Origin of the sequence: Chitinophaga oryzae (genome assembly GCF_012516375.2) — a bacterium.
GTDB classification, from domain to species: Bacteria; Bacteroidota; Bacteroidia; order Chitinophagales; family Chitinophagaceae; genus Chitinophaga; species Chitinophaga oryzae.
Genome location: NZ_CP051204.2, coordinates 6235200 through 6252103 on the forward strand (window position 1 = coordinate 6235200; position 16904 = coordinate 6252103).

The following is a 16904-nucleotide window of genomic DNA, read 5'->3' on the forward strand; positions in this document are numbered from 1 at the left end:
CTTTGGTTATCGGTTATCTCGTACGGTTTATTAGATTTCGTTGCTCGTTCTCAATAAAAATTATCGTGTTCTCAATATTACAACTTTCGTTTAACTTAAAAAAAATATTTTACGGTGTCTTCATAAAAAATTGTGTTGAACGATTTATTGCAGTAGTTTTAAGTAACATCGTCCAACACCAGGATCTATCGCCCGTTAGCATGAAAAATAAAACCGTCAAAGCACTACCAGCACTCCTATTGCTGTTATCCCTCTCCCCTTCCGCCATGGCGCAGCAGCGCATGCGGGAGGCGGTGATGATCAAAAGATATGCTGCAGATACTTTGACAGCATTCCCAACCAAGGCGCCCTTATTTGTTAAATTTTTTTCCCCTCCGGAGGAAAGCCTGCTGTCCCGTTGCGGTGTCATCAAAGCCTTGACCGGCCGCCATTACATCCTGCGGCAGTTACCCGCCGACAGCACCGGGCGCAAAAAAATACAGTACAGTTATACCGCCAATGCGAACTACAAAGCGACCGATAATTTACTGAAACAGTTGGAATTCCTGCAGCCGGGCGATAGTGCAGAAGTACAGCTGTCCTACAGCGGCGAACATTTTACAGCACCCCATGTACGGACGCTGTATACGATTGACCGTTATCATGCCGCAGTGGTAAAGCTGCAACAGCGGGACTGGCCGGCACTGATTGCCATGGGTAATGTGACAGGCGCCAACCTCGTAAGGCATGCATCACCGGAAGTGATCATCAACACCATCAATCCGTACGTGAACCGTATCAACGTGGCGCAGCAACAGTTTCCGGCCATCCGTGGAAAAAGTGTAACCGTTTCCGTTAAGGAGGAATTATTTGACACCACCGACATAGATCTTGCAGGAAGGTTCCTGCCGTCTGCCCTTCAGGCAAAGACCAACAACGCCCATGCCACCATCATGGCCACGTTGCTGGCCGGCGCCGGCAACAGCGGCGCGAACGGCCTGGGCGTGGCGCCCGGCGCCAGACTCACGTCCAGCAGCTACGCCGTGCTTTTCCCCGACCCGGACACCTACTACCGGAGTTTTGGTATTGCCCTGCAAAACCATTCCTACGGTATCGGTATTGAATACAACTATGACGCCGAAGCCGTCGCCTACGACCAGCAGGTGCAGAAAGCCGACACGCTGACGCATGTGTTTTCTGCTGGCAACAGCGGCGCCGCCATCCCTACCGCCGGCCGGTACCAGGGGGTTGGCACTTACGCCAACCTGACCGGCAATTTCAAACAGGCTAAAAATGTGCTGGTGATAGGCGGCACCGAAGCCAATTTCCAGGTGGCCACGCTGGCATCGAGAGGACCGGCCTATGATGGCCGTATCAAGCCCGAAATCGTCGCTTACGGGCAGGATGGCACCTCCGGCGCGGCAGCCCTCACCAGCGGCGTGGTAGCCCTCCTGCAGGACGCCCATCGACAGCTGCGCGGCGTAGCGCCGTCTTCCGCCCTGGTGCGTGCACTGCTCATCAACAGCGCCGTATTACCACCCGGAAAAGGACCGGCCTATACCTACGGCTTCGGCAGCCTGCACGCCGCAGCTGCACTGACAGCCCTCAGCGCCGGCCGTTACCGCCAGGGGACTGTGCTCCCCGGCAACACCACCGCTTTCGATATACCCGTACCGGCAGGCCTCCGCCAGGTGAAAGTGACACTCTGCTGGAACGACCCCGCCGCCGTCCTCAATGCACCCAAAGCGCTGGTCAACGACCTGGACATGCAGGCCGTCACCCCCGATGGCAATACCTGGCAACCCTGGGTACTTAATCCCTTTCCCGCGGTGGATTCACTGCTACAACCCGCCCATCGCGGTATCGACAGCCTGAATAACACGGAACAGATCAGCATAGACCGGCCCGCCGCCGGTAACCTGCACATCACGGTAAAAGGTAAAAAAGTAACCACGACCAACCAGCCCTTTTATATTGTATATGACTTTATCAGGGAACCTTCCTTCGCCTGGCAAAACCCGGTGAATGGCAGCATGCTGGCCGCCTCCCAGCCCACTCCCCTGCAATGGGAAACAACATACAGCGGTGCCGGCGACCTGGCCTACAGCGTAGACAGCGGCGCTACCTGGACCAACATCGCGCAACAGGTACCGCTGCAATCACCCTATAACTGGAATGTGCCGGCCCTCTTCAGCAAAGTATGGCTCAAACTAACATTAACAGATACAGCTTTTATTAGTCCACCCTGTTATATCGCACCACAGCTGACTTTATCCACAGGCTTTAACTGCTCAGATTCCGCCATGGTCTTCTGGCAACAGCTGCCCGGTGTAAAAGGCTACCAGGCCTATGTCCTGTCCCAGGGGGTGATGACGCCCTACAAACAGTTGACTGATACTTTCCTGTTTATTCCCAAGCAAAGCACGGCCTCGATGTATTATGCCATCAGCCCAATAGCGCCCGCCGGCTGGGAAGGCCCCCGGAGTTATGCCAGCAACTACGCCCTGCAGGGCGTAGGGTGTTATATAAAAGCGCTGCTGGCCGACCCCACAACGGACAACCAGGTGGTGCTGACGCTGTCACTGGGGTCCACCTATATGCTCAAAAGCATTAACTGGGAGCGGCGTTCAGCGAACGGCTGGACGCAACTGGGTACACAGCCGGCCGGCACTTCGACCAACTATAACTTTATGGACCAGAACCCGTATGAAGGAGTTGTGCAATATCGCGTAAGGCTCGAGCGGCAGGATGGGAAGGTGATCTATTCCGATGTGTCTTCTGCCAACATCCTGTTACAGCATGATATCCTGGTGTTCCCCAACCCGGTGATCAGCCAGCTGATCATACTGGATAAAAACTACCGGGCCAGACAGCTGGTACTGACCGACATGAGCGGCAGGATTGTGATGCAGCGTACCATCAATGACATACAGGAATATATCGGGGTAGACCGGCTGGCGCCGGGTGTGTATAACTGCAGTGTTTTCCTTGGCAACCAGCGTATATATTCCAGGCAGATAGTGAAACAATAATTCCGGTAAAGGAAATAAAAAAGGGACTGATCTTAAAAGATCAGTCCCTTTTTTATTGCTACCATACAGTTATTGGTAAAGAAAATTCAATGCAATGATATCATTGGCGTTAAAGGTACGGTTGCCACCGTTGGAGCAGGCCAGCATCCAGGATTCTGCGTCCGGACGGGTAGGCGTGCCGTCGATGTGAACCGCCCCTACACCACCATCACCTTCGTTTCTAACGGGATCTCCCTTACAGCTGTAAGTACGCCTCATGTAGTCTGTATGGCGCATGCCGATACAGTGACCTAATTCGTGCTGGATCACAGAGCCTACATACAGGATATCGGGGTTGGCCCCATAAGCGCGGGAATGAGTATTCATCGTAATGGTATCATAAGGGTTGCCATCATCGGTGGGGAAACCGGCATAACCCAAAGTAATAAACCCATCACTGCGGACACCTTCACTGAATCCCTTAATAGTAATAGTGGCGTCACCGGAGGTGATACGCTGAAAGGTAAGACGCAGCCCCAGCCTGTTATAACGGGCAATCGCCGTATCAGTGCCTGCAATATAGGCTGCGCCCAGATCGGTCACCTTGATGGTTACCACGCGGGGCAATGCCGTTACCAGGTTGTTGGTACGGTATTGCTCGTCTTTGGCAATGCGCAGGGTGGGTGTTCCAACCTTTTGATTCAGCTGGTCGGCAGTCAGCAGGATATCCCCTTCCACAAGGTATCCGCCGTTTCTTTTTTGTACGTCGCTGGTGCCGAAGCCAAGGGCTTTTATCTGCGCCAGCACTTCATCGGAAACAGGGTTGGGTTGTGCTTCCTTTTGTTGGTCATTCCTGTTACAGGCCCCCATCATAAGACCTGCTGCCAGACAGGCAATTACGGCAATTTGTCTTTTCATCAGTTTGGATTTTGGTTTTAAAAAGAAAATATTTCTCTTCCGGCCGCTGCTATACTGCCGGTACAAATGATCCTATGATAAAAAACGACGCTTATCTGCGGGGGCTATACTGCCGTTGGAAGGGAGCAATGCCACCACAAACAATAAACTGCATGGTGCTATACATCTGAAGAAGCAGGCTTTTAGTGCTCTTCTTTAGCAGACGTATGACAGTCCGGATCTCTGTTGAGATATCGGCATGCATTTTCAGGATTGGCTATTGCTAAATATTACCGGTTATTTCCCGGAGGCTCAGACTTGCTTTTGGCTGACTTTAGATTGATCAGCGCATTTGATGGTTTAACTAGACGATGTTGCTCGTTTTCAATACAGATTATCGTGCGTTCAATATTACGACTTTCGTTTAAACTAAAAAAAATATTTTATCAAAAAAAAGGACTGATCATTTCGACCAGTCCTTTTTTCAATAGTATAAAGTAAGTTGATTACAGGTGAATCGCTTCGCCGTAAGCCACTTCGATTGCGTCTTTTACAGACTCGCTCATGGTTGGGTGCGGGTGGATGGAATCCAGCACTTCCTGGTAAGTAGTTTCCAGTTTGCGGGCAACTACTGTTTCAGCGATGATTTCGGTCACGTTAGCGCCGATCATGTGCGTACCCAGCCATTCGCCGTATTTGGCGTCGAAGATCACTTTTACAAAACCTTCGGTAGCGCCGGCCGCAGAAGCTTTACCGGAAGCGGAGAATGGGAATTTGCCCACTTTCACTTCGTAGCCTGCTTCTTTGGCAGCTTTTTCAGTGTAGCCTACAGAAGCAATTTCCGGCGCGCAGTAAGTACAGCCGGGGATGTTCATGTAGTCGATGGTTTCAGGTTTGTGTGCGTATTTTTTCTCGTTGTAGGCGATAGCTTCCACGCAAACGATACCTTCTTTGGAGGCAACGTGCGCCAGTGCCTGGCCGGGAACCATGTCACCGATAGCGTACACGCCCGGAACGTTGGTCTGGTAGTATTTATCAACTGTTACGCGGCCTTTATCGGTTTTGATGCCCAGTGCTTCGAGGCCCAGGTTTTCGATATTGGCAGCGATACCTACAGCGCTCAGTACCACGTCTGCTTCGAGGGTGATTTCGCCGGTCTGTGTTTTCACTTTCGCTTTCACACCGTTACCAGCTCCTTCTACCGCCTCTACAGAAGCGTTGGTCATGATTTCGATACCTTTCTTTTTGTATATTTTTTCCAGTTCTTTGGAGATGTCTTCATCTTCCACCGGCACGATGCGCGGCATGAACTCAACGATGGTCACTTTAGTGCCCAGGGTAGCATAGAAGTAAGCGAACTCCACGCCGATAGCGCCGGAACCTACCACGATCATGGATTTAGGCTGTTGCGGCAGTACCATGGCCTGGCGGTAACCGATCACGTTTTTACCGTCGATCTTCAGGTTGGGCAGCTCGCGGGCGCGGGCGCCGGTAGCCAGGATGATGTGTTTGGCATCATGTACAGTGGCTTTACCGTCTTTATCGGTCACTTCTACCTGGCCTTTGCCTTTCAGCTTGCCGGTACCCATGATCACGTCGATCTTATTTTTCTTCATCAGGAACTGTACGCCCCTGCTCATTTTATCAGCAACGCCACGACTGCGCTTGATAACAGCATCAAAATCAACCTTCGCATCTCCGATAGTGATACCGTAGTCTTTGGAATGCTGCGTATATTCAAATACCTGTGCCGTTTTTAATAACGCTTTGGTAGGAATACAGCCCCAGTTTAAACAGATACCACCCAGGCTTTCTCTTTCCACTACTGCGGTTTTAAATCCCAGCTGCGAAGCACGGATAGCAGCCACATATCCACCAGGGCCACTACCAATTACGATTACGTCGTATGCCATATTGTTTAATTTTAATTGAAACTTGCCAAAGGTAAAACAATAATTACGAATTACGAATTACGAATTACGAATGGAGGGCCCACTTCCGGGGAGGTTACTTAGTAACTTTCCCCAAAAAAGAGCCCTCCATTCGTAATTCGTAATTCGTAATTGTCTATCGAAGGTCTACTACTTCTACGCCCGGGTACTTTTTCGCATCAAATGTAAAGATCGCGTCTGTTACAGCAGCGGCGTTGGGCGTAAAGCTGGTGATCTCGTACGTATAGTGGTTGCCGTTTTTCTCGAACACCTTCATTCTCGCAATGTTCTGGTTCTTTTTATCTACGGAAACGATCACTTTAAAGATATTCTTGGATTTGTCGGTCGGCGTCATCTCGATGTTCTGCAGCACTTTGCCCTTTTCGTTGCTTTCGCCGTCCAAACGGTACAGGTAGTCTTTATCGTAGAAGTTGGTGAAGAGTTTGGCCGGTGTCATGGCGCCGCTGCTCTGGTCCACGTTGTTGATGGTCACCTCGTTCACATCTTTCGCATATGTCCAGGAGGTTTTGTTATCGCTGATGATTTCCTGGCCGGGCAGGGTGACTTTATATTTGGCTCCTTTCAGGTACACCGTCCCTTTTTTGGAGTCGTTGACACTGTTGTTGGCACCTTCCACTTTCAGTACGAAGTTGGCCACCACTGTTTTGAGGGATTTAAATTTGCTGCTGACACCGTCCAGAATCGTTTTTGCCTTGGGATCGTTGGCACCCCTGGACTGGGCCATACCACTGAAAACGATACCGCTTAACAACAATCCTGTCAATACAAATTTCTTCATTGTAGTTTTTTTTGATTTTCTAACCCAGCCATGTCAAATGCCATGCCGGTATGAAAGTTTGGTCTTTTATCAGGAGGGCAAAATTCGGTTTATTTTGTTAAAATGTGTAACATATGCCCCCTTATCTTAATATATTATAACAAATCGTTAAGAATTTCCTGCAGTTCCGATTCTGTCTTCACCAGCACGTCGCGGGCTTTGGACCCCATATTGGGACCTACAATGCCGGCGGACTCCAGCTGGTCCATAAGGCGGCCTGCACGGTTATAGCCCAGCTTCATACGCCGTTGCAGCAATGAAGTGGAGCCTTGCTGGGTCTGTACGATTACCTGGGCGGCCTCTTCAAACAACGGGTCCCTGTCGGCCAGGCTCAGTTCCTTGCCGTCACTGTCCTTGTCATCCACATATTCCGGCAGCAGGAAGGCATCAGGATAACCTTTCTGGTTACCAATGAATTCCGCCACGCTTTCCACTTCCGGCGTGTCTACAAAGGCACACTGGAGACGTACCAGCTCCCCGTTGAACGACACCAGCATGTCTCCCTGCCCGATCAGCTGTTCGGCACCGCCGATATCCAGGATGGTACGGGAGTCTATCTTGGAAGACACCTTAAAAGCTACACGGGCCGGGAAGTTGGCCTTGATAGTACCTGTGATAATGTTTACTGACGGGCGTTGTGTAGCGATGATCAGGTGAATACCCACCGCACGGGCCAGCTGTGCCAGACGGGCGATCGGCATTTCCACTTCTTTGCCGGCAGTCATGATCAGATCAGCGAACTCATCCACCACCAGTACGATGAACGGCAGGAAACGGTGTCCTTTCTGCGGATTGAGGCGGCGCTGGGTAAATTTGGCGTTGTATTCCCGGATATTACGGGTACCTGCTTCCTTGAGCAGGTCGTACCGCAGGTCCATTTCTATACAGAGCGCGTTGAGCGTGTGGATTACCTTTTTCGTGTCGGTGATGATCGCATCCTCTTCTCCCGGCAGTTTGGCCAGGAAGTGTTTTTCAATCAGCTTGTACAGCGACAGCTCCACTTTCTTCGGGTCTACCAGTACAAACTTCAGCTGGGAAGGATGTTTTTTATAGAGCAGCGATACCAGCAGGGTATTGATGCCGACGGATTTACCCTGACCGGTAGCACCCGCCATCAGCAGGTGGGGCATTTTGGCCAGGTCGGCGATAAAGTTTTCGTTGTCGATCTTTTTACCGATAGCGATAGGCAGGTCCATGGTGCTGTTCTGGAATTTCTCCGATGCCAGCAGCGCTTTGAGCGATACGATACTTTTCTTGACGTTGGGCACTTCAATACCGATGGTGCCTTTGCCCGGAATGGGCGCGATGATACGGATACCCAGGGCCGACAGGCTCAGGGCGATATCATCTTCCAGGTTTTTAATACGGGAAATGCGGACGCCGGCGGCGGGCACGATCTCGTAGAGCGTTACCGTAGGCCCTACGGTAGCGCTGATTTTCTGGATCGATATATCATAGTTTTTGAGGGTATCGATGATCTGGTTTTTGTTTTTCTCCAGTTCACCGGTATCCTGTACCACTACTTTATCTGCGTTGTGATTTTCCAGCAGGTCGAGGCCCGGATAGCGGTAGTCGCGCAGGTCCAGCGAAGGATCGTACGGATCTACAGGCACTGCCGGACGCACGGTAGCCAGTTCTTCCACCTCTTCGTCTTCGTCTTTGAATGTTTGTTTGATTTCGAAGGCTACTTCTTCCGGCTGGTTCCTCTTTTTAGGCGGCGGCGGGGGCAGTTCTTCCTCTACGTCTTCCACATACAGCAGCGGACCGGGATCTTCCTCCTCTTCCTCCGCCTCTTCAGGCTCCGGTTCCGGCTCCGGTGAAGTTACCGGAGGGGGCACGGGTGAGGTCACCGGTGGCGTGTAAGCTGCGTGGGCGGCCGGTATCACGGTCACATCCTCTTCTTTTTCGATGAGGGTCATGGGAATTTCTTCTTCCGGCTCGTCGGCGTGCGGCGGGATCACCACTACGCCGCTGTCGCCTTTGAGGGCGTTGCCCTTAGCGGTTTCCGGTGCAGCAGCAGTAGCTGCGGGCGTTGGAACGGCCGTGGAAGCCACGGCGGGAGTAGCCGGTACTGCCGGCGCCACCGGCGCCGGTTTGGGCGCTTTTACCTTTTTCTCCGGCCATTTGAAGTCGAAGTTAAACTTCCATATCAGCCAGGAGAAGCCAGCCACGAGGAGCAGCAGGGCGGTGCCTGTTTTACCGATGAACCCGGAGGTCCATTTATCGAGGGCGTTGCCCAGGGCGCCGCCCCACGGGAAATCGGCTCCGTTGGTAATAAAGGCCATGGCCATACTGATGAACAGCAGGCCGAAGATCATATACTTGATATTGCGCCACACGCGGAATACGCGCCGGCCCACAATGAAATTGACGCCAATGATAAAAAAGAAGTAACAGAACAGGTAAGCGGCGATACCTACTCCGTTGTAGAAGAAGTTATGTGACACATAGGCTCCCAGGCGGCCGAGGAGGTTATCCACTTTCACGTCGCCGATGAGCAGTTCACGGGTGGTGTAGCGGAAAACTTTGTCCTGGTCGTCTTCCCAGGTAAACAGGTAGGAGGTGAAAGCAATAAAGCAGTAAACAGACAGGAGCAGGAAGAACACGCCCATTACTTTGTGGGTGCGTTCATCCTTGACGAGTTCTTTTACTTTTACCTCAGCCTCCTTGTCTTTCTTCAGCACGTCTGGGTTGGGCGTGGGGGCTTTTGGTTTTTTGCTCTCCGGTTTTTCGTTTTTCAGTTTATTCTTGGACATAATTTAACTTCAAGTTGGGATTACCTGGGCCTTGGCGGCAACTGGAGTATCCAGTGTGCGATGAATTCCGGCACCAGCGGATCAATGGTCTGCTCCAGGTCGCCGTATTCTGCTACAGTGCAGGTTTTACAGCGTTGAAACAGGTGGTTCAACCCGTCGAACTTTCGTATGGTGACAAGCATATTCCCATTTTCGCGCAGTGCGCGTTCGATGGCGTTCAGGTTGGTGGTGGCGTCTACCTGCAGGTCGCGGGTGCCGTTAACAGCCATGAATGGGCACTTGATCTGTTTCAGATAGTCCAGCGGTTTGTATAACAGGATCGATGACAGTTCACGGTCGAATTGTATATCGCTGGTAAATTCTTCTTCGGACACCTGTTTTCTGATGTCTTCCGGTGAATTGCGGTAGATATCGTGCAGGGCGGCTTTGGCCCTGGCGGCGGCCACCGTATAGTTGGTATCGCTGGCCAGCGCGTCCCAGTAAGGCTTCAGCCGTTGCAGGCGTTCTTTTATTTCCGTATCGGAAGCGCCGGACATCCGTCCGTCGAGGACCACTTTCTGGTCCACCATTTCGCGGCCGGTGACGCCCAGTCCTGCCAAAGAAACTACAAAAGCTACCGACTTATTGTTTGCCGCTGCAATTTGCGCTACTGCGGCCCCTTCACTGTGGCCGAGCAGACCTATCGCGTACGGATCTACGTCTTTTCGTGTTTTCAGGTATGCGAGGGCCGCTTTGGCGTCGTTGGCGAAGTCGTAAATATCGGACTGGCTGTATACGCCGCCGGAGCCGCCTGTGCCGCGGTCATCGAAGCGGAGGCTGGCGATGCCGTTGCGGGCCAGGAAATCGGCCAGTACCAGGAACGTCTTATGGCCGGCCATTTCATCGTCGCGGTCCTGTGGGCCGGAGCCGCTGAGCATGATCACCACGGGGTAGCGTCCCCAGTCAAACGGGCGGGTGAAAGTTCCGGCCAGCGACACATGATCGTGCTCATTGCTGAACTGCACGTTTTCCGTATGATAGGGGAACTTTGGCTTCGGTTCCTGCGGGCGGTTGTAAACATCGCTTTGCCGGATCTCTTTCCGGGAGATGTTAAACGTGCCTTTGAGGCCGCCCCAGGTGAAAACGCCTTCGAACTGTTTTTCCGCCGCGTTCCATACGCCGGTATAGGCGAACCGGATGGTATCAATCCGGAGCAGCAGGGTGTCTCCGCGATAGATAATATGATCGAGGTCGATGGCTTCATTATCATGATCAGGGTTTTGCAGTTCCCCTTTGTAGCCCTCTCCTTCTTTTTCCAGCACCACCGTGAGGCGTTGTTTATCGCCATAGTAGGACCTGGTTATACCGTACCATTTACCACTGATATCTTTTGTTTGCTGAGCCATGGCGACAGTGCACCAGGTCATACACATCCACAGCAACCAGTATCCTTTACGCATATACGTTCTGCTTTTTTAAGCTTTAATTTTCAGAAGTCCCAGCAGCAGCGAGATCCATCCGGCGATGAACACCAGGCCTCCGATGGGGGTGATGATACCGATCCCTCTCAGCCCTACGTTGCCCGTAGCTTTCAGCATGGTGAGCACGTAGAGGGAACCGGAGAACAGGAAGATGCCGATGATAAAACATCTGCCGGCCCATTCCAGGTGACTGCCGGGAGCATTAGCAAAGAGGATGCCGGTTGCCAGCAGCGCAAACACATGATAGAACTGGTAAGTAACGCCTGTCTGAAAAGTAGATACCGTCTCGGGGGGCACCAGTTCTTTCAGTTTATGTGCGCCGAAAGCGCCTAAAATCACTGCGAGCGCGCCCAGAGCAGCTGCCCAAACTAAAAAGCCTTTATGCATGTTCGATATTTTTCGTAAAGGTATCCAATGTAATGTTATCGGATGAAATGATATGCCTCGATTGTTCATAGAAAGGTCTGCGTTCCGCCAGTTTTTTCTCTACGAAGTCGGCCAGGTCCTGATCGTCGAGGTCCTGGATCAGGGGGCGTTTATGTTTTTTACGGGTCAGCCTTTCCACCATGGTCTCCAACGGAGGGTTGATCCAGACGGTAGTGCCTTTATCGTTCATGAAGTCCATGTTGTCCTGGAAGCAGGGCGTACCGCCGCCGCAGGAGATCAGGAAATTTTCCTGGCGGGACAGTTCACGGAGCAGCATACTTTCCTTTTCCCGGAAATAGTCTTCCCCTTTGGTCGCGAAGATGTCGCTGATGGCCATCTCTTCTGTTTCCACAATCACTTCGTCCAGATCGTAGTACGGTACGTTCCAGTGGTCTGCCAGCTGCTTTCCCCAATAGGATTTTCCGGCTCCCATGAAGCCGAGCAAGAATATTTTCATAAGTCAAATAACGCAACAGTTAGTAAATGCCGTTCCTCACACCGGATGGGTCCATGCCAGGCACAGACCATTTTCCATTATATATTGCAAATATAACCGGGTATTTGAATCCGGCTTCACAAAATTAGCGGTAATAAAACCCGTTGACTGATATACAAAGGGTTGTAATATGAGATTTTCCTTAAAATCAACGCTGCCCAGGCCATACCATTTGAACATCGCTTCTTTGGCGCTCCAGCAGATGGTTTTATGGGCCAGGGAATGCCGGGGATCGATAAAATCCCGCTCTGACGGCGACAGGAACTTATGGGACACCCGCTCTATCTTGTCTTTTACCTCTTCAATATCTATCCCTACGGCGGCTTTGGAACTGACGATGGCTGCTACATGATCGCCGCAGTGGGAAATGGAAAAATGAAAGCTGTCGCACACCAGCAAGGGTTTACGGGATTCGCTGACTTTTATCTTCTCCAGCGGAAATTCCGGGAAAAGGGTCACCAGCAGGTACCTGCCGGCCAAATGCTGTAACCGCTTGTGTGGATGATGGATGCCGGGGCTGATATTTACCCGCTCCCGGAAAAAACTTTCCGGCTCTTCTATGCTCCACACGCCCAACCTGGTTTCCGGATCAATTTGTATGGTACGTATTAATGGCATATCTTGCCAAATTAAAGCAAAAAAGCAGAAATAACAGCAAAGGTTAAAGCTTTTTAACGCTTCCCTTAAAATGCTGAAACCTTCCTGCTACTACTAAAACACCTAACATGATCCTGTCAGACAAACGGATATTGGAAGAAATTGAAAAAGGCACCATCGTTATTTCGCCTTATGACCGGAAGTACCTGGGTACCAATTCCTATGATGTACATTTGGGCAAACACCTGGCTACGTACAAAGACCGTATCCTCGATGCCCGCAAACACAATGAAATAGAGCATTTCGAGATCCCTGAAGAAGGCTACGTACTGCAACCAGGCACCCTCTACCTGGGCGTAACGCTCGAATACACCGAAACGCATGCCCATGTACCGTTCCTGGAAGGCAAATCCAGCACAGGCCGCCTGGGTATCGACATTCACGCTACCGCCGGTAAAGGCGACGTTGGCTTCTGCAACACCTGGACACTGGAGATCTCCTGTGCGCAGCCGGTAAGAGTATATGCCGGTATGCCCATCGGACAGCTGATCTACTTCGTGGTGGAAGGCGAAGTGGAAACCATGTACAACAAAAAAGGCAATGCCAAATATAACGGCCGCACGGTAAGGCCCGTGGAGAGCATGATGTGGCGGAATGAATTTTAGTCTCGCAAAGGCGCTAAGCAGCAAAGACGCAAAGAATAAAATAAGCGAGCAGAGAAAGCAAAGGAGCGGAGATCAAAATTTGATCTCCGCTCCTTTGCTTTCTTATTTAAACTTAAAAAAATCTTTGCGTCTTTGCTGCTTAGCGCCTTTGCGTGATATCTCTGCGTGATCAGGAACTCTTCGTGATCCAGCTGACAATTTTCCCGAAGCCCTGGTAAGACTCCTTCAGCTCCAGCGGGCCATTTACCGGCGGCACCGTGTACTTTTCCCAGGAGCCGCCCGTCTCCGCCGGACCGGCAAGCTGGTAGAACCCTACCACCAGGCCGTCAGACGCATTGTTCAGCAGCGTGATCTCGGATCCCGGCCTGTCCAGCATCAATTTGGCGGTTTTCAGGGAAACATCGTACTCATACAACTTACCGCCCACGGCATAGAAAACATAGCCGTTGACCGGATCTACCGCAAACAGCCTGGCTTTGTCTATATCGGTGGCGGCCATCTCATCGTAACTGTTTTGCCGCAATACGTCTGCCGATGCGTTCACACGGGCCAGCGTCACTTTATTCGTGGCCCGGTCTTTCAGCAGGGCGAACAACATCCCGTTGCTGTAGGTATTCCATGTCATATACAGCAGGTCTTTCGAAGGATCCCGGTAGTTGAACAGCGTTCCTTCCGGCATCAGCGAGCATTCTGAATTAGGCGCCGTATACCGGATGAACCGGTGATTGGTTTCATCGTACAGGATGATCGGGATCATATACCGGTTATGAACGCCCATATGCCGGGAGATCTTAAAATATTCCTTGCTCTCCGCCAGATAATTGACCGGGAGATTATACCGCAGCTGATAAGCCTGACTATAAACGTACAGGTTACCGTCCGAGTAGCAGAGCACCCCGCCAAAGGTAGTTACCAGCCGCTGCGCGATCATATTTTCCGGCATGCGGGACTGGAATTCATAGGAGATGCTGTAAGTAGGCAGCCAGCCGAAAGTGTTGGTATTGATTTTATGCGTGCCGGCTGCCGTGGAAAGATAGTACCCGGTGGAGACTACCGCCACGTCTACCGGCGCTCCGTTGCGGGGTACCGTAGAACCCAGCATCCCCAGTACGTCGGTATAGATAGTGTATTTTTTGGGGTACTCCGATAACATGTCAAGCCTGGCCTGGCCATTCACATCACTCAGGACCAGCAGCCCTTTGGAGATAACGATGGAGACGGTCAGGTTAAATACATACTTAAACATCACACCGGTGGCCTTGTCCGTTACCCGGTAATATACCGCATAGTCTTTGGAAGGCGGCAGCGTCACGCTGATATCCAGGTCCCGCGTAGTGGCCAGGTCATAACGGTCGCCAAGCGGCACACCGCCCACTTTGGCAATGGCCAGCCATTCGTAGCGGTATCTGCTGGTGTCCCCGCTGGCATCTTTGGAGAAAGCCAACACCGGCTTGATCTGCAGGCGGGCGCCCTGCAGCAGCGAATAGCTGCTGTCGATGCCACTGATAGAGACGGCATTCAGCTCCGTGTAGGTATAGTTGCCCTTGTCTTTGTAACATCCTGCCAGTGCAATGACGGACAGGATCCCCAGGATATATTTATACATGTTGTTTATCTCAAAAGGTTAATAAAATAAATCCGTCACCCTCCGGTGATGATGTCTCCCATGATCATGACACTGCCATCGTCGTCCAGGATAATGTTCCCTGCCTTAGCCTGTTCATCAAGGTAACGCTGGGTCACTTTCCCGAGATAGTAGGTATCTGCGATAGGCACTTCGTTGGCCAGTTTGTAAGGGTCATAGTCGGTCAGCTCACATATCAGCAGGAACTTCTTCCGGCTGAAATTGCCGAACACCGCAGAGAACCAGAAAGCCGGCTTCGACAGCACGTCGGTCATATGGATACGCAGCGAGGTAGCATTGAGCCAGGTGTTACTACCGATCGCCACCCGGGCCATGTTGGTGGTGAAATAATCGTTGGCCTGCAGCTGCAGCACCAGCGATACCGTGTCCGTCATCATATCGGGGGTACGGAGCAACCGTATCAGCACGGTATCCACTACCCTGTTGGCCCGCATCACAAATGAACCGGGCAACGCGTCGTAGTGTTTTCCCGCCACGGCGTTGGATTGCGCTGTGCTGACGGTGAATGTCCGATCGTATCCAACAGGCGCTCCCATGGTCTTCACCGGTATTTTCAGGATGGAGTCGGTCGTTCCCTTCGGTGAGAAAATGAAGAGGATATTCATGCTGTCGGACGTCCGTTTGGCCGCATCCTCCACCAGGCTGTTTTCGAAATAAATGTCGTTGGTGCCGGACCAGGTTTTCAGGGTCTCCTTCTGGCAGGCCGTGAGGGCATAAAGCATGACAGCCCCCATGATACAGTGAATTGCTTTCATTGACAATATGCTTTTAGTTGGTACGCTGATTGGTTTCTGATAACGGTAACGGCACTACGTAGTTTGGCGTTACATTGCTGCCGGTGGCGGCGCCGTTCACCAGTTTGGCTGTCATGATCCTTTTGTGGTAGAAAAACAGTTGTCCTTCGCCGAAGAATTCTTTCTGGTATTCTTTTGTGAGCTCAGTGGTAATATTCGCAGTAGCGGCGAGGTCCACCAGGCCGCGGGCGAAACGCACGGTATTCATGTATTGCAGGGCCTGGTCGTGGTCAGCCGTACACTCAGCGGCGATGTAGTACATCTCAGACATTCTGAGCATCGGCTGCAGGAAACGGAACGGCTTTTTGGTATCCTGCACATCTTCATATTTCACAAAGGTGCGGTAGGTTTTTCCACCCACAGAGGGCACTATCCAGGACGACTTATACCGGTAGTCACCTTCCAGTCCTTCGAATACGGCTGTCAGTTTCGACTGGGCCGGCGCCAGTATGGACTGTGGCTGCAGTGCTGCCGCGAAGTAATCACGCTGGCTGAGGTACAGCTCGGGGTTGTACAGGGCAAAAAACACCTCGCCGGAGCAGATCCTGTCGGGATTGATCAGCTCAGCGTTGATATCCGCCGGCTTTACCCAGGGAAACCATTTCGTAGCGGCGGTGATCACCTCCTGTGCGGCGGCGAGTGCGGCCGGCTTATTGCCGGCATATAACAGCACGCGTGCCTGTAGAGCTTTCGCGGCGAAGTAGTTGAACCGAATATTTCTTTTACGGAACCAGTCGCCGCCATCGCTTTTAAAATCCACCACGCCGGTGGTGATCACCGGATCGGCGGACAGGTACTGCTGCGCTGCGGCGAGATCCTGTAAAACGGCGCTGATCACGCCGGTGGCGGGCAGCAGCGGCTGCGGCGCCGAGCCGGTCGTTGTATTGTAAGGAATGGCTGTTTTGCCGCTGCCGGTGGCGTATACCGGCCCGAATAAACGCAGCAGGTCAAAGTGTACCATAGCTCTCAGCCCCATACATTCGCCCCTTATCAGGTTTTCCTTTTCTTTGGACAGGATGCCTTTATGTTTGTCCAGTGCGTCCAGCAGTTTGTTGATGTTCAGTATCTGTTTATAGGCGGATGTCCACACGCCTTCAAACCGGGATTGCACATCGGACTGGTTGTACTGGTAGGAGGCTACGGCGCTGAAATTATGTTCCCCGCTTACGTTATAGCGCTGTGCCATCACTTCTATGGTAGACAGTGTCAGTTCTGCGCCATACAGGTTGCGGCCGGACAGGGCCAGATAAAGGCCGTTGAGCGCGTTGGTGAACCCGGCCTCTGTGGAATAGAGGTTGTCTTCCGTGAACTTGTCTTCCGGCTTAATGTCGAGGTATTTGTTGCATGACGCCAGCAGGCAGGAAGCGACTATCAGAAGGTATATCTTTCTCATGTGATCTTGTTTGAAG

Annotated in this window: 13 protein-coding genes; 2 read left to right on the forward strand and 11 right to left on the reverse strand. The window is 51.9% G+C overall.

The window, feature by feature from the left end:
• Positions 1-200 precede the first annotated feature (200 nt).
• A complete protein-coding gene (locus HF324_RS24605; protein WP_168861055.1) occupies positions 201-3011 on the forward strand; it encodes a S8 family serine peptidase in 2811 nt (936 codons plus the stop codon).
• A 69-nt stretch (positions 3012-3080) separates the two neighbouring features.
• Here the strand turns inward: HF324_RS24605 and HF324_RS24610 are convergent, their stop codons facing one another.
• From HF324_RS24610 to HF324_RS24645, 8 genes are all read right to left on the reverse strand, one after another.
• Positions 3081-3908 (reverse strand): M57 family metalloprotease, encoded by an 828-nt coding sequence (locus tag HF324_RS24610; protein WP_168805327.1) that lies wholly within the window; start codon positions 3906-3908, stop codon positions 3081-3083.
• 485 nt (positions 3909-4393) lie between these two features.
• On the reverse strand, positions 4394-5800 hold the full coding sequence (gene lpdA / locus HF324_RS24615; RefSeq protein ID WP_168805329.1) for a dihydrolipoyl dehydrogenase: 1407 nt from the start codon (positions 5798-5800) through the stop codon (positions 4394-4396).
• A 154-nt stretch (positions 5801-5954) separates the two neighbouring features.
• Positions 5955-6617: an outer membrane lipoprotein periplasmic chaperone LolA1 gene (gene lolA1 / locus HF324_RS24620; protein WP_168805331.1), complete on the reverse strand. Its 663-nt coding sequence runs from the start codon at positions 6615-6617 to the stop codon at positions 5955-5957.
• Positions 6618-6751: 134 nt separating this feature from the next.
• Positions 6752-9412 (reverse strand): FtsK/SpoIIIE family DNA translocase, encoded by a 2661-nt coding sequence (locus HF324_RS24625; protein WP_168805333.1) that lies wholly within the window; start codon positions 9410-9412, stop codon positions 6752-6754.
• Between the two features lie 20 nt (positions 9413-9432).
• A complete protein-coding gene (locus tag HF324_RS24630; protein WP_168805335.1) occupies positions 9433-10851 on the reverse strand; it encodes an alpha/beta hydrolase family protein in 1419 nt (472 codons plus the stop codon).
• A gap of 15 nt (positions 10852-10866) precedes the next feature.
• Positions 10867-11259: a DUF423 domain-containing protein gene (locus tag HF324_RS24635; RefSeq protein ID WP_168805337.1), complete on the reverse strand. Its 393-nt coding sequence runs from the start codon at positions 11257-11259 to the stop codon at positions 10867-10869.
• Positions 11252-11755, reverse strand: coding sequence for a shikimate kinase (locus tag HF324_RS24640; RefSeq protein WP_168805339.1), 504 nt, complete (start codon positions 11753-11755; stop codon positions 11252-11254). Before HF324_RS24640 ends, HF324_RS24635 begins: the two co-directional genes overlap by 8 nt.
• Before the next feature lie 36 nt (positions 11756-11791).
• Positions 11792-12412 carry a 4'-phosphopantetheinyl transferase family protein gene (locus HF324_RS24645; protein ID WP_168805341.1) on the reverse strand — a complete coding sequence of 207 codons (621 nt, stop codon included), beginning with the start codon at positions 12410-12412 and terminating at the stop codon, positions 11792-11794.
• A 107-nt stretch (positions 12413-12519) separates the two neighbouring features.
• On the opposite strand from HF324_RS24645, the gene dcd reads away from it, so the two are divergent.
• The gene (gene dcd, locus HF324_RS24650) at positions 12520-13056 is read left to right on the forward strand and encodes a dCTP deaminase (RefSeq protein ID WP_168805343.1); all 537 of its coding nucleotides are present in this window, start codon (positions 12520-12522) and stop codon (positions 13054-13056) included.
• Between the two features lie 169 nt (positions 13057-13225).
• Here dcd and HF324_RS24655 read toward each other — a convergent pair whose 3' ends face one another.
• From HF324_RS24655 to HF324_RS24665, 3 genes are read right to left on the reverse strand one after another with little or no spacing between them, the layout of a single operon-like run.
• Positions 13226-14662: a PKD-like family lipoprotein gene (locus tag HF324_RS24655; protein WP_168861056.1), complete on the reverse strand. Its 1437-nt coding sequence runs from the start codon at positions 14660-14662 to the stop codon at positions 13226-13228.
• A 35-nt stretch (positions 14663-14697) separates the two neighbouring features.
• Positions 14698-15456, reverse strand: coding sequence for a DUF4843 domain-containing protein (locus HF324_RS24660; protein WP_168805347.1), 759 nt, complete (start codon positions 15454-15456; stop codon positions 14698-14700).
• Between the two features lie 13 nt (positions 15457-15469).
• The gene (locus HF324_RS24665; RefSeq protein ID WP_168861057.1) at positions 15470-16888 is read right to left on the reverse strand and encodes a RagB/SusD family nutrient uptake outer membrane protein; all 1419 of its coding nucleotides are present in this window, start codon (positions 16886-16888) and stop codon (positions 15470-15472) included.
• Between the last annotated feature and the right edge of the window lie 16 nt (positions 16889-16904).